This is a genomic window from Arthrobacter sp. Ms25, assembly GCF_059090365.1.
This window is the reverse complement of sequence record NZ_JBNHFP010000002.1, coordinates 460086-478705: the sequence shown is the minus strand read 5'-3', so window position 1 is coordinate 478705 and position 18620 is coordinate 460086. Positions and strand designations below refer to the sequence as shown.

At 68.5% G+C, this 18620-nt stretch carries 14 protein-coding genes; 4 read left to right on the top strand and 10 right to left on the bottom strand.

Annotation, left to right across the window (positions count from 1 at the left end; translation table 11 throughout):
- Positions 1–35: 35 nt before the first annotated feature.
- Entirely contained in the window at positions 36–1517 is a 1482-nt protein-coding gene (locus AC5RT8_RS06775) for an NAD-dependent succinate-semialdehyde dehydrogenase (RefSeq protein WP_494094944.1), read from the bottom strand.
- Between the two features lie 171 nt (positions 1518–1688).
- Complete coding sequence (rsmI, locus tag AC5RT8_RS06770; RefSeq protein ID WP_494095190.1) at positions 1689–2552, bottom strand: 16S rRNA (cytidine(1402)-2'-O)-methyltransferase; 864 nt, start codon at positions 2550–2552, stop codon at positions 1689–1691.
- A 100-nt stretch (positions 2553–2652) separates the two neighbouring features.
- Between rsmI and AC5RT8_RS06765 the strand changes: the two genes are divergently transcribed.
- Both AC5RT8_RS06765 and AC5RT8_RS06760 read left to right on the top strand, forming a co-directional pair.
- The gene (locus tag AC5RT8_RS06765) at positions 2653–4266 is read left to right on the top strand and encodes a dolichyl-phosphate-mannose--protein mannosyltransferase (RefSeq protein WP_494095189.1); all 1614 of its coding nucleotides are present in this window, start codon (positions 2653–2655) and stop codon (positions 4264–4266) included.
- Between the two features lie 42 nt (positions 4267–4308).
- A complete protein-coding gene (locus tag AC5RT8_RS06760; RefSeq protein ID WP_494094943.1) occupies positions 4309–6126 on the top strand; it encodes an AMP-dependent synthetase/ligase in 1818 nt (605 codons plus the stop codon).
- Positions 6127–6185: 59 nt separating this feature from the next.
- Here AC5RT8_RS06760 and AC5RT8_RS06755 read toward each other — a convergent pair whose 3' ends face one another.
- Positions 6186–7847, bottom strand: a complete 1662-nt coding sequence (locus AC5RT8_RS06755) for a TIGR01906 family membrane protein (protein WP_494094942.1) — start codon at positions 7845–7847, stop codon at positions 6186–6188.
- A gap of 98 nt (positions 7848–7945) precedes the next feature.
- A complete protein-coding gene (locus AC5RT8_RS06750; protein WP_494094941.1) occupies positions 7946–8938 on the bottom strand; it encodes a stage II sporulation protein M in 993 nt (330 codons plus the stop codon).
- 54 nt (positions 8939–8992) lie between these two features.
- On the opposite strand from AC5RT8_RS06750, the gene AC5RT8_RS06745 reads away from it, so the two are divergent.
- On the top strand, positions 8993–9793 hold the full coding sequence (locus AC5RT8_RS06745; protein ID WP_494094940.1) for an RDD family protein: 801 nt from the start codon (positions 8993–8995) through the stop codon (positions 9791–9793).
- A 47-nt stretch (positions 9794–9840) separates the two neighbouring features.
- Here the strand turns inward: AC5RT8_RS06745 and ahcY are convergent, their stop codons facing one another.
- From ahcY to AC5RT8_RS06730, 3 genes are all read right to left on the bottom strand, one after another.
- A complete protein-coding gene (gene ahcY / locus AC5RT8_RS06740; RefSeq protein WP_494094939.1) occupies positions 9841–11325 on the bottom strand; it encodes an adenosylhomocysteinase in 1485 nt (494 codons plus the stop codon).
- 38 nt (positions 11326–11363) lie between these two features.
- Entirely contained in the window at positions 11364–11549 is a 186-nt protein-coding gene (locus AC5RT8_RS06735) for a hypothetical protein (RefSeq protein ID WP_494094938.1), read from the bottom strand.
- 95 nt (positions 11550–11644) lie between these two features.
- Entirely contained in the window at positions 11645–12034 is a 390-nt protein-coding gene (locus AC5RT8_RS06730; RefSeq protein ID WP_494094937.1) for a DUF3499 domain-containing protein, read from the bottom strand.
- Positions 12035–12173: 139 nt separating this feature from the next.
- Between AC5RT8_RS06730 and AC5RT8_RS06725 the strand changes: the two genes are divergently transcribed.
- Complete coding sequence (locus tag AC5RT8_RS06725) at positions 12174–12686, top strand: metallopeptidase family protein (RefSeq protein ID WP_494094936.1); 513 nt, start codon at positions 12174–12176, stop codon at positions 12684–12686.
- 3 nt (positions 12687–12689) lie between these two features.
- On the opposite strand, the gene AC5RT8_RS06720 is transcribed toward AC5RT8_RS06725, so the two are convergent.
- The 3 genes from AC5RT8_RS06720 to AC5RT8_RS06710 are packed head-to-tail and all read right to left on the bottom strand — an operon-like array spanning position 12690 to position 18351.
- On the bottom strand, positions 12690–14363 hold the full coding sequence (locus tag AC5RT8_RS06720) for a DUF5719 family protein (protein WP_494094935.1): 1674 nt from the start codon (positions 14361–14363) through the stop codon (positions 12690–12692).
- Positions 14360–17806: a glycosyltransferase family 2 protein gene (locus AC5RT8_RS06715; protein WP_494095188.1), complete on the bottom strand. Its 3447-nt coding sequence runs from the start codon at positions 17804–17806 to the stop codon at positions 14360–14362. The genes AC5RT8_RS06720 and AC5RT8_RS06715 overlap by 4 nt, the downstream gene beginning before the upstream one ends.
- Positions 17806–18351 (bottom strand): WhiB family transcriptional regulator, encoded by a 546-nt coding sequence (locus tag AC5RT8_RS06710; RefSeq protein WP_494094934.1) that lies wholly within the window; start codon positions 18349–18351, stop codon positions 17806–17808. Before AC5RT8_RS06710 ends, AC5RT8_RS06715 begins: the two co-directional genes overlap by 1 nt.
- Positions 18352–18620: the final 269 nt, after the last annotated feature.

Here is an 18620-nt window from a genome sequence, read left to right as displayed (position 1 = left end):
ACGCGGCAGCATCACCGGGTTACTTGGTCCACCGTCTAGCCGGCGTACGGGTCGGCGATGCCGATGTACTGCGTATAGAGGTACTCCTCGATCCCCTCGGCGCCGCCCTCGCGTCCCAGCCCGGACTGCTTGACTCCGCCGAACGGCGCGGCGGCGTTGGAGACCACTCCGGTGTTAAGCCCCAGCATGCCCGATTCGAGCTTTTCGCCGATCCGCAGGCCACGGTTCAGATCCTGGGTGAAGACGTAGGACACCAATCCGTATTCGGTGTTGTTGGCCAGCGCCACGGCCTCGTCTTCAGTGGAGAAGGTGACGATCGGTGCCACCGGGCCGAAAATCTCTTCCTTCAGGATCCGCGCGTCGGGAGCAACGTCCTTCAGGACGGTAGGCCGGTAGAAGTAGCCGGGGCCGTCCACGGGTTCCCCGCCCACCACGGCCACGGCGCCGCCGTCGACCGCCTCGCTGACCAGGGAGTGCACCTTGTCCCGTGACTTGCCGTCGATCAGCGGACCAACCTTGCTGTCTTCCTCGGTGCCGCGTCCCGTGGCCATGGCACCCACCCGCGCAGCGAACTTTTCGGCGAATTCGTCGGCGACCGTGTCCTGGACGATGAAGCGGTTGGCAGCCGTGCAGGCCTCGCCCATGTTGCGCAGTTTGGCGGCCATGGCGCCGTCCACGGCCTTTTCGAGGTCCGCGTCTTCGAAAACGATGAAGGGTGCGTTGCCGCCGAGCTCCATGGAGGTGCGCAGGACATTGTCGGCGGCGTCCCGGATCAGTCCCTGGCCCACCGGGGTGGATCCGGTGAAGGAGACCTTCCGCAGCCGCGGGTCCTTGAGGATGGGGCCGGTGACGTCGCCGGCAGAAGTAGTGGACACCACGTTGAGCACTCCGGCCGGCAGTCCCGCTTCCATCATGACGGCGGCAAAGAGCTGGGAGGTCAGGGGGGTGAGCTTGGCGGGCTTGAGCACCATGGTGCAGCCGGCTGCGACCGCGGGGGCGATCTTGCGCGTTGCCATGGCCAGCGGGAAGTTCCAGGGCGTGATGAGCAGGCAGGGACCGACGGGCTTCTTGTTCACCAGCAGGCGGGACTTGCCGTCGGGTGAGGTGCTGTAACGCCCGGAAATCCGTACGGCTTCCTCGGAGAACCAGCGCAGGAACTCGGCACCGTAGGCCACTTCGCCGCGGGCTTCGGCCAGCGGCTTGCCCATTTCCAGGGTCATCAGCAGGGCGAAGTCCTCGGTGCGTTCGGTGACCAGCTCAAAGGCGCGGCGCAGGATTTCCCCGCGTTCCCGCGGGGCCGTCCGCGCCCAGTCCTCCTGGGCGGCTGCGGCGGCGTCCATGGCGAGCGCCCCGTCTTCGGTGGAGGCGTCGGCGATGCTGAGCAGGGTTTTGCCGGTGGCTGGATCTTCGACGTCGAACGTCCGTCCGCCCGACGCGTCCCGCCACTGGCCGTCGATCAACAGGCCGGTCGGTACCTGCGCCAGCAGTTCGGCCTCACGTTCTGCGGGAATGCCCATGGGGAATGCCTCCAAAGCTCATCGGATCAGCACGGGCGCGGCGCCCGTGGTTTCCCTCTCACCGTAGGCTTCGGAACCGGCCCCTGTAAATGCGGGCATGCACTGTGAAATGGCGAAAGTGCTGTGCAGCTGCCCAGCCGAATGTGCGCCGAACTCCCCCGGCGGAACGGTTCAGCTGCGCGCCTCGAGCACTGCGGAATACAGTTCCCGCTTGCTGATGCGGGCATCCTCGGCCACGGCTGCCACGGCGTCCTTGAGCCGGATCCCCTGATCCACCAGGGTGTTTACGGCACCCACGTGGTCGGCGGCCTGCTCCGGTGCGGCATCGGGTGCACCTTCGACCACCACCGCAATTTCGCCGCGGACGTCCCCGGCTTCGGCCCATTCGAGCAGTTCGCGCAGCGATCCGCGCAATACCTGTTCGTGCAGCTTCGTCAGCTCGCGGGCAACCGCGGCACGGCGGTCCGGACCAAAGGCCTCGTCGAGTGCCCGCAGCATGGGTTCAAGGCGGTGCGGTGCTTCGAAGAACACCATGGTCCGCTGCTCACCGGCCAGCTTTGCCAGCCGGCTGCTGCGCTCGCCCGGTTTCCGCGGCAGGAACCCCTCAAAGCAGAACCGGTCCGTCGGCAGCCCGGACAGCGCCAGCGCGGTCAGCACCGCAGACGGTCCGGGGGCCGCCGTAACCGTCAGTCCTTCAGCGGCCGCGGCCTCCACCAGGCGGAACCCGGGATCCGATACGGCCGGCATTCCGGCGTCGGTCACCATCAGCAGAGTCGCACCGCCGCGGACCAGTTCCAGCAGGTCAGCGGTGCGGGACGCCTCGTTGTGCTCGTGGTAGCTGATAATCCGGCCCTGCGTAGTGATGCCCAGGGCGCTGACCAGCCGGTGCAGCCGCCGGGTGTCCTCCGCGGCGATGATGTCTGCGCTTTCCAGCAACCCGATCAGCCGGTTGGTCGCGTCCCCCATGTTGCCGATGGGTGTTGCCGCCAGGACAATCTGTCCCGGCCCTGCCGCGCTGCTGCCTGCTGCGCCCACCGTGCTGCCTGTCTTGGTGCCTGTTACCTTGCTCGAGTCCACCCTCTAACCCTACGCGACAGGCTATAGAGTGGGGCGCGTGAGTCTCTCCGGTTCCTCGATGACGCACCGCGAGGCACCGGCCCCGGTCGAGTCACCTCAGCATGCCTTCACCTTCGAAGCCCTGCGGGGCCGCCTGCTGGGCAGCTCCCTGGTCCCGCTGGGAGCGGCGGGCTGGATCCTGCCGCTGATGATGGCCGTGCTGGGCGGAGTGCTGCGGTTCACCCGGCTGGGCGAACCGGGGTCGCTCATCTTTGACGAGACCTACTACGTCAAGGACGCCTACTCGCTGCTGCAGTCCGGCTACGAACGTGCCTGGCCCGACGACGCCAATGAGTCCTTCGTTGCCGGCCGTCCGCAGGTGCTGCTCGATGAGCCCGAGTACGTGGTGCACCCTCCGGTGGGCAAGTGGATGATCGCCTTCGGCATGGCCCTCTTCGGCGCGGACAGCTCCTTCGGCTGGCGCTTCGGCGCCGCGCTGACCGGCACCCTCACGGTCCTGCTGCTGGGGCTCATCGCCGCCCGCCTGTTTTCCTCGGCGGCCCTTGGTGCCCTGGCCGGGCTGTTGCTGGCGGTGGACGGACACCATCTGGTCCATTCCCGCACCTCCCTGCTGGATGTGTTCCTTACCTTCTGGATAGTGGCTGCCTTCGGCGCGCTGCTGCTGGACCGCAGGGACGGCCGGCGGAGGCTGGCACGCGCCCTTGCACGGGCCGCTGACTCCGCCGGCCGGATGTCCCCGGGGAGCGGACCGCTGCTGTACGGACCCTGGCTGCTCTGGCGTCCGTGGCGGATCGTTGCAGGCGTCTGCCTCGGCCTGGCGGTGGGCACCAAGTGGTCCGCGCTGGCCTTTGTGGCGGTCTTCGGGCTGATGACGGTCCTGTGGGATGTCAGCGCCAGGCGGGTCGCCGGCGTCGTCCAGTGGGAGGCGGCACTGTTCCGGGACGGCTTGCCGGCGTTCTTCACCCTCATCCCTGCGGCGGTGGCCGCCTATACCGCCAGCTGGACCGGGTGGCTGCTGTCCACCGACGCGTACAACCGGCAGTGGGCGGTCCAGAACCCGGACGAGGGGTGGGGCTGGCTGCCGGCCCCGCTGCGTTCCCTCGCCGAGTACCACCGCAGCGCGTACGCGTTCCACAACGGGCTGACGGCGGACCACAGCTATTCGGCCTCCGCGGTGACGTGGCTGTTCATGGGCCGTCCCACCTCGTTCTTCTATGAGAACGCGGAAAAGGGCGAGGACGGATGCACGGTGGACAGCTGTTCCACGGCAATCACGTCGGTGGGCAATCCCCTGATCTGGTGGGCGGCTGCCCTGGCGCTGCTGGTGGTGCTCTTCTATTGGGCGGGGCGGCGTGACTGGCGTGCCGGTGCCGTGCTCTCCGGAGTGGCTGCCGGTTACCTGCCCTGGTTCGCCTATCCTGAACGGACAACGTTCTTCTTCTACGCCGTCTCCTTCGAACCGTTCCTTGTTCTTGCCCTGGTGTACGTGCTCGGCCTGGTCCTGGGCCGGCCCGCGGATAGTCCGTGGCGGCGGCGCACCGGCCTGCTGGTCGTCTGCTGCTTCGCTGCCGGGGTCCTGGCGCTGTCGGCATATTTCCTGCCGGTCTGGACGGCGGAAACCATCCCGTATTCTGACTGGCGGCTGCGTATGTGGATGCCCAGCTGGATTTAGTCTCAATACCCATGTGCCCAAAGCACAGAAAGAGAGGAATAAGTGCGCGAGTCCGCCACTGACCTCCTGGTTAGCCTTCCCGAAGATTCGAATGTGACGGATCTTCTGCTCCGGATGCATCGAAAGGATCCTTCACGCGTCCTCTATGCGGTCAAGAACGGCAACAGCTGGGAAGACATCACCGCCGCCCGGTTCCTGGCAGAAGTCACCCGCCTGGCGAAGGGCCTGATCGGATCCGGCGTCCGTCCGGGCGACAGCGTGGCCGTCATGTCCCGGACCTCTTACGAGTGGACGGTGGCGGATATGGCCAACTGGTTCGCCGGGGCCGTCACCATTCCTATCTATGAAACGTCCTCCCCGTCGCAGGTCGAGTGGATCCTCAAGGATTCCGGCGCACGCCACGTCTTCGTGGAGGACGGGCGCAAGGCCGACGTCGTCCTGACCGCCGCATCCGCCCTGGACGGAGAGTTTTCCATCTGGATGATGAACGACGGCGACGGCGCCGATACGTTCACCGCCCTCGCCGCCGCCGGAAGCAGTGTCAGCGACGACACGCTGGAGGCAGCCCGCAGCACCGCGAACCTCAGTGACACCGCCTCCATGGTGTACACGTCCGGCACCACGGGACGGCCCAAGGGCTGCGAAATCACGCACGGAAACTTTGCCCTCTTCGGCGTCAATATCCGCGAAGTGCTGCCGGAAATGCTCAAGGCGCAGAACCCCACGACATTGATGTTCCTGCCGCTGGCGCATGTACTGGCCCGTGCCGTGCAGGTCGGCTGCCTGCACGCCGGGGTAAAGGTAGGCCATTCCCGCAGTGCGTCCGATCTGATGGCGGACCTGAAGACCTTCTCTCCCACCTTCCTGCTCGCAGTGCCGCGGATCTTCGAGAAGATCTACAGCGGCGCCCAGGCGCAGGCCGAGGCCGCCGGCAAGGGCAAGGCCTTCACCGCCGCTGCGGCAACAGCCATTGCGTATTCGGAAGCCCTGGATTCCGCCGCCCGCGGCGGCCGCGGCGGCCGCGGCCCCTCGCCGGCGCTGGCCCTGAAGCACAAGCTGTTCGAGCGGCTGTTCTATCCGAAGGTGCGCGCTGTCCTCGGCGGAAACGCCGGCTTCGCCATCTCCGGGGCCAGTGCGCTGAGCCCGATGCTCGCGCACTTCTTCCGCGGCTGCGGCGTCACCGTGCTGGAGGGCTACGGCCTGACCGAAACCACCGCTCCGGCAAGCGTCAACCAGGTTGCACGCACCCGCGTGGGCTCGGTGGGCCTGCCCATGCCGGGCACCACCATCCGGATTGCCGACGACGGCGAGGTCCTGGTACGCGGAGCCGTGGTCTTCAAGGGCTACCACCGCAATCCCGAGGCAACCGCGGACGCCTTCGAGGGCGAGTGGTTCAAGACCGGCGATGTCGGCGTCCTCGATGATGACGGTTTCCTGAGCATCACCGGCCGCAAGAAGGACCTGCTCGTCACCGCCGGGGGCAAGAACGTGGCTCCGGGACCTTTGGAGGAAAAGATCCGCGAGAACCGCCTGGTCTCGCAGGCGGTCGTTGTGGGCGAAGGACGTCCGTTTGTTTCCGCGCTGATCACCCTGGACGCTGAGGCGCTGGCGGCGTGGAGCCGTGAAAACGGCACCCCTGACGGTGTTCCCGCCGATGATCCCCGGGTGCGGCAGCTGCTGCAGGAATCCATCGATGCCGCAAACGCCACGGTGTCCCGGGCCGAGCAGATCCGCAAGTTCAGCGTGCTGTCCAAGGACTTCACCCTGGAATCCGGGCACCTCACGGCCACCCTGAAGCTGCGCCGCAACGCAGTGATTGCGGACTACTCCGATGAGGTCGAGAAGCTCTACGCCAAATAGGGCCGAACGAAGAATCCCCCGTACCGGTATCGGTACGGGGGATTTTTGCGTTGCAGTGCCTAGAGTGCCTCGAGGGATTCGGCGTAGCGGCGGCGGGCGTCTTCCCTTGCCTGCCGTACGCGCTCCCGGCGCGAACGGGTGGGCCAGCAGCAGGCCAGCACCACGGCGCAGGTCAGCAGGACCAGTGCGGCGATGGTGATCCCGGCGTCCATCCAGAACTGGGCCGGGAAGAGCCGGATCAGTGTGTCGTCGAGCCGGAACGTCCAGTTGCCGTTGGCGAAGAAAACCGTATGCAGCTGGGTGAAGAACTGTTCCCAGCCCAGCACTGCCAGGACGACGAGCGCCCCCACCAGCACCAGTGTGACCACCGCACCGGAGAACAGCGAACGGCGGATGCCGCCCGGGCTGCGGCGTGCCAGGTACAGGCAAGCGAAGAGGCTCAGGACCGCCATCACGGCTGCGGCAATGAAGGCCACCGTCAGCACCGTCTTGACGTCGGCCATGTGGCTGACCTCGCTGTCCAGGTACAGCGGTTCCCCGCCGTCTCCCACCAGGTCCCCCAGATACCGGGGGCCGCTGAAGTTGAGCAGGTAGTCCACGGCGTAGGAGCCGTAGGTCATCCGGTCATCGGTGGAAAAGCCGTAGCTGTCGGCCGGGAACCCGGGACGGTGGTACTCGATCCAGAGGAACAGAGGCGTCGCGACGGCACGGATGGCCGCGGCGAGCACCATCACCGGGAAGAACACGGCAATCATCACCTGGAGGACGCGGGCCAGGACCGGCTTCCCGGCGGCGGCTTTCTCCCGTTCCTGGGCGCGGCGCTGCGCTTCAGCTGCCGACAGCTCGGGATCGGCATCGCCGGCAGGCTCCGTGCCGTCTCCGCTGCCCTCCGCACCGTTTCCATCCTTGCCGGCGGAGCCGCTGACGACCGGCGTGAGCGCGGTGCGGGGCACCTCGGCACGCGTTCCGGTGCCGTCGACGCCGTCATCGGCGCGCGGGGTTTCCGCGTCCCGGCGCGCACCGGACTCCGCAGCGGAGTCCGCCGACGAAGCCGCAGCACCCGAGGGCTCCTCCTCCGTGACGCTCCGGCCGCGGGACTGCTCGTCCCCGCCGCTGGCTTCCGAGGCGGAAGCATAGTTGCTCAGGTCCGGCAGGGTGCTGGCAGGACGCATCGGCAGCTGGCTGCGCTGGGCGACCTTCGGGTGACCGCCCGGGACGGTTCCGGCGGCACCGGCGGCACCGGCGGCAGCGGCAGCCGCACCGGCCGCCGCAGCCGAGCCGTCGTTGCCGGAGGGTTCGGACGCGGTTTCGGGCAGTGCCGCTGTGGCGGACGCCGGTTCCACCGGGTCCGGTGAGGTCTCGGGCGCCGGATCGGACGCCTCTGGGTCCGCCGCGTCGCCGGATTCAGGCGCATCCCCCGGCTCATCGCCGGATTCAGTCCCGTCCACGGGTGATGCGCCGGTTGCTTCGGTCCCATCAACCGGCGCACGTCCGGCTCCGTCCGCGGCTGCTTCTTCTGCTGGTCCGGCACCGGTGAGGTTGTCGAACTCGGCGTCCCACTCCGCGTGTCCGTCCGTCCCGGCCACTGCCGGCGAGTCAGCGGCGTGGGAGCCGGTTCCGGCGGGGGTACTCCCCGGTGACGGCGTTGAAGCCTCGGTCCCGTTGGGCGGTTCCCCTCCGGCCGTCGGTTGGTGCGTGGGGGTTTCGTCCTGGCTAGCCACTGCTTCCTCTTTCACTTCCTCAACTGTTCTCCGCTGGTCTTACACTCGACCCTACCGGGACAGCGCCGGGCGGGGTGCACGCCACCCCGCACAGCCCACTAGGCAGTGCGCAGGTACACCCCGGCGTCGCGCGCTGCCAGATCGCCTCGGTACCCCGCTCGGTAGGCCCTGCGGCCCAGGATCAGCGTATATGCCCAGTACCCCGCGAAGACTGCGAAGCCGATGGCCAGGCGCAGCCCGGCCGGCAGCGGGCTGGGAGTGACGAACCCCTCCACCAGGCCCGAGATGAACAGGACCACCACCAGGCCAAGGGCAACGGTCATCAGCGACCGCCCTTCCTGCGCCAGGGAGGTCAGCCGGGTACGCCGCCCCGGTGCAACAAAGGCCCAGAAAATCCGCAGCCCCGCGGCTGCGGCAATGAAGATGGAGGTCAGTTCCATGAAGCCGTGCGGCAGGATATAGATGAAGAAAACGTCAAGGCGGTCATGGGCCGCCATCATCCCGGCCGATACGCCCAGGCCCACGGCGTTCTGGTAGAGCATCCAGGGCACCCACACACCCGTGATGCCGAAGACGACGGCCTGTACGGCGATCCAGGCGTTGTTGGTCCACACCATGCCGGAGAACGAGGCCGCGGGGTTTTCGGAGTAGTAGTTGACAAAGTCTTCTTCAACATAGCGGCGGACCATTTCATCCGATCCCGCCGCCGCCAGCACACCGGGTGTATTGACGGCCCAAAGGCCCGTCAGCCACACCACCAGGATGAACGCGGCACCCACGGCCGCGGTGAGCCACCGCACGCGGTAGAAAGCAGCCGGGAGGGAATAGACAAAGAAATGTGCCAGGTCTTCCATGAAGTTGGACCGGCTGCCGGTGAGCCGGGTCCGGGCCCTGGACAGGCGCATGGAAAGGGAGGCGGAGAGTGTCCCCTCGGGTGCCACCGAGCGCACGATGGAAAGATGGGTGGAGGCACGCTGATACAGCCGGAGCAGTTCGTCGGCTTCCGGGCCGCCCAGGCGGCGCCGGGCGACCAGCTCGTCGAGGCGTTTCCAGTCATCGCTGTGCACGGCAGTGAAGGCATCGAGGTCCACGGTTACACCCTAGCGGGTCGGTACAGTGGTGCCCATCACCTCGGGAGGGCATGAATGAGCAGTATCGTTACCGGCGAAGCAGTGGTCCTGGAACTCCGTCCGGCGGGCTTCGCCGCCCGGATGGTCAGCGCCCTGATCGACGTCGTCGTCCAGATCCTCGTGTTCATTGGATTGCTGCTGCTGGTTGCAAGGGCCGTCGACGCGTCGGACCCGGCCCTGCAGCAGGCCCTGTCGCTGAGCCTGGTAGTGCTGCTGTTCGTGGTGGCTCCGGCGGCGGTGGAAACGCTAACGCGGGGAAAGTCGCTGGGCCGCCTGGCCATGGGGCTGCGGATAGTCCGCGACGACGGCGGTTCCGTGCGGTTCCGGCACGCCATTATCCGGTCCTTCACCGCGGTCCTCGAGATCTACATGCTTGCCGGTTCCCTGGCCTTCATGGTGGCGGTGTTCAACAACAAGTCCAAGCGCCTCGGGGACATCCTGGCCGGCACGTATGCGCTCCGTGACCGGGTGGTCGCACCCTTGCCCCAGCCCGTCCAGATTCCTCCGGAGCTGGCCGGCTGGGCGGACCTCGCCGACATGGGCCGCCTCCCGGACGGGCTGGCCAGGCGCATTTCACGGTTCCTGGCACAGAGCAACCGGATGACCGGTCCGGCGAGGGCGGTGCTCGCCTCGGAGCTGGCTGGGGAAACCGTTTCCCACGTATCCCCGCAGCCGCCGCCCGGAACACACCCCGAGGCCTACCTCCGGGCCGTAGTCGCCGAGCGCCGCGGCCGTGATTATCTCCGGCTCGACCGCCAGCGGCAGCAGTCCAAGGCGTTGGGCGAACGGCTGCACCGGATGCCGTTCAGCGATTAGGCACCCTGCACCCGGAGCCCGGACGTCCAACCGGGCCCCGGGGCCGGTCAGTACCGGTAATGCCCGGGTTTGAAGGGACCGGCCACGTCTACGCCCAGGTAGTCTGCCTGGCCCTTGGTGAGCTCGGTCAGTTCGACGCCGAGGGCACCCAGGTGCAGGCGCGCCACCTTCTCGTCCAGCACCTTCGGCAGCACGTACACCTGGTTGGCGTATTCCGGACTTCCGTCTGCCGTGGTCCGGCCGTGCTTCGTGAAGAGTTCGATCTGGGCGATGGTCTGGTTGGCGAAGGAGTTGCTCATGACGAAGGACGGATGTCCGGTGGCGTTGCCGAGGTTCAGCAGGCGTCCTTCGGAGAGCACGATGATGCTGCGCTGGTCTTCGGTGCCTTCGTCGAACACCCATTCATGCACCTGCGGCTTGATCTCCACCTTCCGGATCCCGGGCACCTTGGCAAGTCCGGCCATGTCGATTTCGTTGTCGAAGTGGCCTACGTTGCCCACGATGGCCTGGTGCTTCATCGCGGCCATGTGCCGGGCCATGATGATGTCCTTGTTGCCGGTGGCAGTGATGAAGATGTCCCCCTGCTCCACCACGGACTCCAGCTTCGCCACCTGGTAGCCGTCCATGGCTGCCTGCAGCGCGCAGATGGGGTCGATTTCCGTCACGATCACCCGGGCGCCCTGCCCGCGCAGCGCCTCTGCGGCGCCCTTGCCGACGTCGCCGTACCCGCAGACCACGGCCACCTTACCGCCGATCAGGGTGTCGGTGGCCCGGTTCAGGCCGTCGGGCAGGGAGTGGCGGATCCCGTACTTGTTGTCGAACTTGGACTTGGTGACGGAGTCGTTGACGTTGATGGCAGGAAAGAGGAGACTGCCCTCGGCGGCCAGCTGGTAAAGCCGCAGGACCCCGGTGGTGGTTTCCTCGGTCACGCCGCGGATGCCCTTGGCAATGGCGGTCCACTTCCCCGGACTCTCGGCCAGGCTGCGGCGGAGGCGGTCCAGGATCACGGTGAACTCGTAGGAGTAGTCCTCGTCCTCCTCCCGGGGGTTTTCCGGGACGAATCCGGCGGCTTCGAACTCCACCCCCTTGTGCAGCAGGAGGGTGGCGTCGCCGCCGTCGTCCAGGATCATGTTCGGCCCGCCGGATCCTTCGGGCCAGGTCAGGATCTGCTCTGCGGTCCACCAGTAGTCTTCGAGCGACTCGTTCTTCCAGGCGAAGACGGGAACTCCGGCCGGTTCCTCCACGGTTCCCGCACCGACCACCACGGCTGCTGCGGCTTCATCCTGGGTGGAGAAGATGTTGCAGGACGCCCAGCGGACCTCGGCGCCCAGTGCCGTCAGCGTCTCGATCAGGACGGCGGTCTGCACGGTCATGTGCAGGGAGCCGGCGATCCGCGCGCCGGCCAGCGGCCGGCCCGGCCCGTACTCACGCCTCAAGGCCATCAGGCCGGGCATTTCGTGTTCGGCCAGGCGGATCTGGTGGCGGCCTGCCTCGGCGAGGGAAAGGTCCGCTACTTTGAAGTCAATGCTCACGCTGGAATCCTTACGGGTTCACGGCGGGACCGGGCTCTTTAGCCCTCCTGCCGAGGGGCGGCGGCCTTCAGCAGAACGGGAATTCCTTCCTCCATGCGGTACCGGACCGGCATGCCGTGCGCATCGGGGACGGTCGACACAAGTTCGTCACCGTCCTCAATCAGCGGGGATCCGGTCACGGGGCAACGCAGGACGGCGAGAAATCCGTCTGTCAGTCTGGCCATTGATACAGCACTTCCTTGTACATGGGGGTATCGCGTGCCGCGGCGAGCGGCACGTTACAGCCAAGCCTAACGCGCGGACGCCGCGCCGGCTGGTCCTAGTTCTGCTCGCGCAGCACCTTGAGATGGGCCCTGCGGGTGCCGGGGGTTTCGGCAGGCCGTTCCAAGGCATGCCTGCCGTTACGCTGCGGCTCCGGGCTGTCTTCATCTGGTGCGTTCACGCCCTGTTCACGGACTGCGTCCACGAGGGCCGAGAGTTCATCGCGCCCGGGCGTGCGGGGCCGGCCCTCAAGGTTCAGCCGGACAAGTTCCCATCCGAGCGGGGCAGTGAGGCGGGCCGAATGGTCGGCGCACAGATCGTAACAGTGCGGCTCGGCATACGTGGCCAGCGGGCCGAGCACTGCGGTGGAATCGGCGTATACATAGGTCAGGGTTGCGACCGCGGGATGGCGGCAGGCTGACCGGGAGCACTGGCGTAAGGATTCCACGGAGATTCACTCTACCCGTTCGCCTGCAGGCCTCCGTGCAGGCGCGCCGGAGCTGCAGCGGCCGCCGCACCCCCGGCACCTCCTGTGGCGTTGTGCAAAGGGGTCCCGCAGGGCAGTCACCAGCGGTTAGAGTTCTTACATGTCTCAGCGATCTTCGCTCCGGGTCCGCCTTGACGATGAGTCGAGTGCGGCAGCCGTCTCCTCCCCCGGCGCGCCTGCCCGGTCCTTCCGGCAGCGTCGGCGCAACAGGCACGGCCGCGGCCTGCGAGGAGACGTGATCCCACCGCACCTGGCCGGCGCGCGCACCCGGGCCGAACGGTTCGACGAGTGGGTCCTCGAATCTGCCCAGCGGCTCGAACGGCTGTGGGGCGAACGCATTCAGGCCTACCAGTTCGTGGTGGAGGAAATCCCGCCCGGGCTTGAGGAACTCGCACGCTCCGGCGGCCCCATTCCCCTGGGCGCCGGCGAGCCGCCGTCGCCGCAGCGTCCGGCCGTGGTCACGGTGTACCGGCACGCTATCGAAACCGCTGCCCGTTCGCTGGTGCCGGCGAGCGAGCTCGTGCACGACGTCATCGTCGAACAGCTGGCCGGGCTGATGGGAATGGACCCGGAAACCGTGGACCCGGCCTACGGGCGCTTCCGGCCGCTGTAGCGGCTAATAGCCCACGCCCACCTGCACGCGGCTGCCGCCCACGGTGCCTCGGGGCAGGACCATGACGCTGATCCCCGTATCGGCTCCGGTCACCACCTGCGCGCCGTAGACCGGCGCCCCCGAGGCGCTGACCAGGACGGCTGCGGCGGATTTGCCCAGATCGCCCGGCCGGACCGAGGTCGTGGACCCGGCTTCGAGGGACACTGTCTTCTCGGCCAGCAGGTCGCCGTCCGCGGATACCGCAGCGAGGCGTACCTCGGCATCTCCGCCCGGGGCGGCAAAGGACAAGGTGGTGTCGGCGGACGGCAGTACCGCTAAATGCTCGCTGCCCAGCCGTTCACCGGCAGGAGCAACGGCCAGGTCGGTCCCCGCTTTGGGATCGGAACCGCGGCTGAACACCGCCGACGCTGCCACGGCGACGTCGGCGCTGATATCCAGCGTGTAGGTACCTTCGGGCAGCGTATCCAGCGGAAGGCGCGTCACCGTGCCGGCTGCAGCGTTGTAGCTTCCCCCGCCTTCCAGGACGGCTTCGCCCTTGCTGCCGAAGACGCGCACATTCACGACGGCGTCGCTGGCGCCCGGAACGGCTATCTGCAGCGAAGGCGTCACCGACCCGTAGCCTTCCTCCTTCGCCAGCCTGCGTGTAGCCCCCGGGTCCTGGATGCTGACGCCGCTGACGACCTGGGCCGGGCCGGGCGCTGCAGTGGGCTGGATCAGCTCCACGCCGCCCGGGGTCAGACCGCGCAGCTGGTTCTGGGAAATTACTGCTGCCACGGGCCCGCCCGAACTCCGCACCCGGACAGCCAGGGCTTCCTGGTTGGCCGCCAGCCCTGCCAGGACCACGGACTTTGTTTCGCCCGGGGCTACGGCAATGCCCCGGCTCCCCGGGCCCTCCACCGGTCCGGACGCGCCGTAAAGCTCCAGGTCGACGTCGGCCGGGGTCTGTGACGGGTTGGTCAGCTGCAGCACCGCAGTGGCACCGACGTTGGTGCGCGCCCCGACCAGCCACAGGTCATTCGCCGGGGTCTGGCAGCTGGCAGCGGCCAGGCCGGCCAGGTCCCCGTCACCGGCGGTATAGGTCAGTGCGGCGCCGGCAGTGACCTGCAGGTCGCCTGCCGGTTCCGCGCTCAGCAGCGACGCAGCGGAGACCGGCTGATCCCGCACAACCCCGGCGGTCCGGTCCCCGGCGAGCGGTTCATCCGTGCCGCCGCCGATGGGCTTAAGGATCGTGCCCTCCGCGACGGACGAGAGCTGCGCCGGCGGCAGCGGGTTCCCCGCCGTGGCCAGGACAACGGCGCTCACCACGGACTTGGCCGAGGTCGATTCGGCGCTGAATTCGGCATCGGTGCCTGCCACGTTTCCGGAGAGCAGCCGCGGAGGCTGCGGACAGACGCCGGTCAGCGGCCCGGCAGGCACCTCGGCAAAGGGAACGTCCACGGCGCGGTCGGAGGATCCGATGCCGACGACGGAGGTGCCCGCAGCGAGGACACCCGTGCAGGCCAGCAGCAGGACACCCCCTGCCCAGCGCCCCGCGGTCCGGGCACCGCCGGTCTTGGCCCGGCGTGCCGTGGAGGCACCGGCTCCGGAGCCCGCGGTGCCGGCAGGCTCCTCTGCCGTCCCGGACGCGGACCGGCGTTGCGGCTCCCCGGACACGCTGTCCGTCTTTTCCCTGCTCATTCCTGGCTTCCTTCCGGGGTCCGGGTTGCCCCGCGGGGGCCTGCACCGGAGGGCACCGGCTGCTGCTTGTTCGCCGGCACGTCCGCGGGACGGGACACCGGGTTTTCGCCGTGCTGCGCTTCACCGGCTGCCACCGGCAGCGCCGCCGGATCCCGCCTGCCCGGGAGCCGCACCGTGCGGCCGGTGGGCGTCGGCACCGCGAGGAGGACTGTCAGGCCCAGGACCAGGACCTGGAGGGCCTCAAGCCAGGGCGAGGCAGCATTGACGTAGTCCACGCGCAGCTCTCCCCCTTCGGCGGGAAGCTCGAAAGCCTGTGCCCACTGCTGCTGTGACGCAGTGAGCGGCCGGCCGTTCAAGCTGGCCTGCCAGCCGGCATCGGCCCGTTCGGCCAGGACCAGCTGCCGCCCCTCCTCACCGGCCGGGATGGACGTGCTGACACCCTCGGTCTCCGAGGGCACGGCAGCTGTCGTGCTGCCGTCCGCATCAACAATCCGGACCCTGGCGCCGAGCCCGGAAGCAGTTTCCGTACCGGCGGCACTGAGAGAGCCGCTCACGCGCCACAACCAACCGGAATCTGTCTGCCCCACGGCGGACAGCCCGGGTACGGAATCCATCCGGCCGGCCAGCAGTTCGGCAGCCGTGTCCGATTCCTGCAGGACCACGAAGGCGACGCCGAGACGGGCCAGGTCCGCCCGCGGATCCACGCCGGTGCCGGCGGTGATGACGGCTACCGCGCGGCGCAGATCGGCGGTGGCCTGGTCGTCGGGGGCCAGGCTTTCGTCGCCCGGATCGCCCTGGACGCCGCGGGCAGCGTAAATGGTGGACAGCTGTTCAAGCGTGGTTCCGCCGCCGCGCATCAACGCTGCGGAGACGTTGCCCGCCTCATCAACGTGGAGCACCAGGCTCCGCGACTGCGTTCCGTCGCTGCCGGCGTCGGCGGCCGTCGCCGGCAGGCTGCGCTCCGGTGCCGCCTGCACTGAGGTGTCGGTTCCCGGGAGGATGCCGCCACCTGCGTCCCCGTCCTGCGTGCCGGGGAAACCGCTGCCGGTGAACTGCGGGACGACCCAGAAACCCAGGCTGGCGGCCGGGCCCAGGGCCAGTACGGTCCCCAGTGCCACGGCCAGGACATGGTTGCTGCGGACAGCTGCGCGTCGCCGTGTCCGGGAGAGAAGGTCTCCGGCGCCTGCCAGCGCCGCACAAAGCAGCAGCAGCACGGTGGCGGAGACCATCGGACCCGGGAATGCGGTGACCACGGCATCCGTGGCCGCGGCAGTTCCGACTGCGGAGGCGGCGGCGTTCAGTGCCAGCGCGGTCAGGACCAGGAGCCAGCTGAGGCGGGCCACCGGGGCCGACCGCGGCCGGAAGAGGGCAAGCGCGGCCAGCAGCACCACGGGAGCGCCAATCACCAGCGCCAGGAGCAGGTGCCAGGGCCCGACCGGGAGAAGTCCGCCCAGGGTGCCGCCGGTATCAAAAGCCAGCGGATAACCGAGCAGTTGCTGCCAGGCCTCGGAGCGGACGAAGGCGAGGGGCAGCCCCGGATCGGCCAGCACAGCGCGGAGGTTCGGCGCCGCGGAGAGGATCTGCGGGAGCAGGAGGACCGCGGCGGGCAGCAGCGACCACCAGAGAGTCTTCGCGCGGCGGCGCATCCCCGCCGTCAGGAAAGCCACCGCCGCGGCGGCCAGCACGAAGACCAGGGGTGCGGCGGCGGTCACGGCGGCCAGGAGAAGGCCTGCGGCAGCTGCGGCACTCCAGGAGGCCGTCCCGGCTGGCGGGGACATCCTCCGGGGAGCTCCCGCACCGACGGCGCGGGCAATCGCCAAAACCGTCAGGGGAAGCAGGATGTGCACCAGCAGGGCGCCGAGCCGCCCGCTCCCCAGGGCCGCCTGGAACGCAGGAACGGCCGCCCAGAACATGGCAGCCCAGAAGCGCAGCCCGCGGTGTGCCGTGAAGGCACCGGCCGCAAACCACGCGCTCAGCCCGGCCAGGGGCAGCGCCAGCAGCAGCAGGACCAGCACGGCGGCATTGCCGTTGCCGAAGCCGGCGATGGCCAGCAGCGAGAGGACATAATTGAACGGGTCGCCGTGGGCGGGGGCACCGGAGCCAAGCTGCGCCCACCAGCCGGCCGCTGCCGCCCAGATGTCCCCTATCCCCTGTCCCAGGGGCAGCAGCGCCCCGCCGGCAGCGGCGGGGGCACCGAAGAGCCGGTGCAGGCCCGCGAGCGAAAAAGCTGCCAGCAGCAGGACGGCCGCAAGCGCACCGATTCCGGCCCAGGCGCGTCCGGGCCCCTCCAGGGCGGCAAAGTCGTCAGTGGTATCCCCGCTGGGGACGTATTCCGCGCTTCCCGGCCCGGATATGCCCGGGGAAGCGTCCCGGTACTGCGTCCTGCGGTGTTCCCGGACTTCCCGTCTGCCGCTGCGCAGGGCGTTGACCGCGCTGCGCGGGCGCCGTCTGGTTGCGGCCGCACGCCGGCGGGAGCGGTACAGGTCCACCGGACGCAGCACCCCGGCCGTACTGCTGAGCAGTGACGAGACGGCATATCCGGGATCCTTGGCCAGCATTCCGAGGAAAAAGCGTCCGATGCCGCCCAGCACCGCACCTACGGCCAGGAACGGCACCTGCCATAAGGGAGCGTGCTTGAGCCGCAGGAAGATCTCTGCCCGCCGGGCGGCGGACGCGGAAGCGGCGGTGTTGGGGCGGTTCCCGGCGTGGCGCATCCGTGCGGCAGGAACCACCACCACGCGGTTTCCGGCCAGCCGGTTGCGCCAGCAGAGGTCAACATCGTCGCCGCTGCCCGGCAGTGCGGGATCGAAGCCGCCCAGCAGGTCCCAGACGTCGCGGCGGACCAGCATGCCGGCTGAATTCACGGCAAAGATGTCGCTGCGGGAGTCGTACTGTCCCTGGTCCAGTTCATCGGCGTCTATCAGCGTGAGCCTTTCGGCCCATCTGTTGATGCTGATGCCTACGTCCACCAGGAGACGCTCGTTATCCCATTCCACCTGCTTGGCGCCGGCAATGGTTACGGACGGAGCGCGTTCGACGGCGAGGAGCAGTTCCTGCAGCGCGCCGGGGTCCGGAGCAGAATCATCGTGGAGCAGCCAGAGCCACTCCTGCGCGGCGCCGGCGCCCTGCCCCTCGTCGCTGCCGGGAGCGGAACCGGGGTCCCCTGCATCGTTGCCGGCAGCGCGCCTGCCGGAGGGGAGTTCGGCGAGGCCCGCCTTCACGGCGGCGCCGAAGCCGCTCCGCGGGGGTGCGGCGATAACCGGGCTTCCCACCGGGAGTCCCAGCTGCAGCAGCGAGGCGCTGGCATCGGTGGAACCGGTGTCAACGCCGATGTAGAAGTCCGCCGGCCGGGTCTGGGCCGTCAGCGCTGACAGTGTTTCGGGCAGATAAGAGGCGCCGTTGTGGGCTACAACTACGGCGCAGACATGGACGTGCGAAGAAATTAGACTGCCTGCTTCCGAAGCCGGCGGCGTTCGCGCTCGGACAGTCCGCCCCAGATCCCGAACCGCTCGTCATTGGCCAGCGCGTACTCCAGGCACTGCGAGCGGACGTTGCAGGCAGCGCAGACTTTCTTCGCGTCCCTGGTGGAGCCGCCCTTTTCCGGGAAGAACGCCTCGGGATCGGTCTGCGCGCAGAGCGCGTCCGCCTGCCAGCCCAGTTCGCCTTCGTCGGCGTAGTCCTGGCCCAGGCCGGGCAGTCCGATCCAGACGGGGCGGTTTTCCTCTTCGGCGGGAGCCTGGAACAACGAGACGGGCGGATCCAGCACCTGGTCTTCGTCGGTGCCGGTTTCCGCCAGGGCCTCGTGCGCCGCCAGGAAGGCGGTGGCCCGGTCCTCAAGGGAACCGGCGGTTTCGCGGCGGTAGCGCTCGGCGGCGGCCGGATCCGCGGGATCCACGTACCAGTCGACGGGGACGCCCCTGGAGCCGTAACTGGCCGAAGCCTGTCCTGCAATGACGGTATTGTCCTGCGTTTCTTCTGCCTGCCCCATGGAGTCCTCCCGGTGTTGCTGCTCCAGCGGCGGCTGAGTGGTGGAGCCGGCGGGCCCTGGGGCCGGCGGGTCCTCCCGTATGGCTGGAACAAATCCGATACCTAATTACACGCGTGTAATACGGCTCCGTCAAGCTGTTCAGGCATCCTATAGAGTTCAACCGATAGATGCGGGGAACGCCACGCCCGGGATTTCCCCCGTTTGCGCGGCGCGCCGCGGCTCGGACAATTTTCCGGCTACCGGAAATTAATGATCGGGCGCTTTGCACG

What these genes read in the sequence shown, in the direction of transcription:
- AC5RT8_RS06775 (WP_494094944.1), bottom strand. Translation starts at nt 1,517, where the DNA reads ATGGGCATTCCCGCAGAACGTGAGGCCGAACTGCTGGCGCAGGTACCG.
- AC5RT8_RS06765 (WP_494095189.1), top strand. Translation starts at nt 2,653, where the DNA reads ATGACGCACCGCGAGGCACCGGCCCCGGTCGAGTCACCTCAGCATGCC.
- AC5RT8_RS06745 (WP_494094940.1), top strand. Translation starts at nt 8,993, where the DNA reads ATGAGCAGTATCGTTACCGGCGAAGCAGTGGTCCTGGAACTCCGTCCG.
- AC5RT8_RS06735 (WP_494094938.1), bottom strand. Translation starts at nt 11,549, where the DNA reads ATGGCCAGACTGACAGACGGATTTCTCGCCGTCCTGCGTTGCCCCGTG.
- AC5RT8_RS06725 (WP_494094936.1), top strand. Translation starts at nt 12,174, where the DNA reads ATGTCTCAGCGATCTTCGCTCCGGGTCCGCCTTGACGATGAGTCGAGT.
- AC5RT8_RS06720 (WP_494094935.1), bottom strand. Translation starts at nt 14,363, where the DNA reads ATGAGCAGGGAAAAGACGGACAGCGTGTCCGGGGAGCCGCAACGCCGG.
- AC5RT8_RS06710 (WP_494094934.1), bottom strand. Translation starts at nt 18,351, where the DNA reads ATGGGGCAGGCAGAAGAAACGCAGGACAATACCGTCATTGCAGGACAG.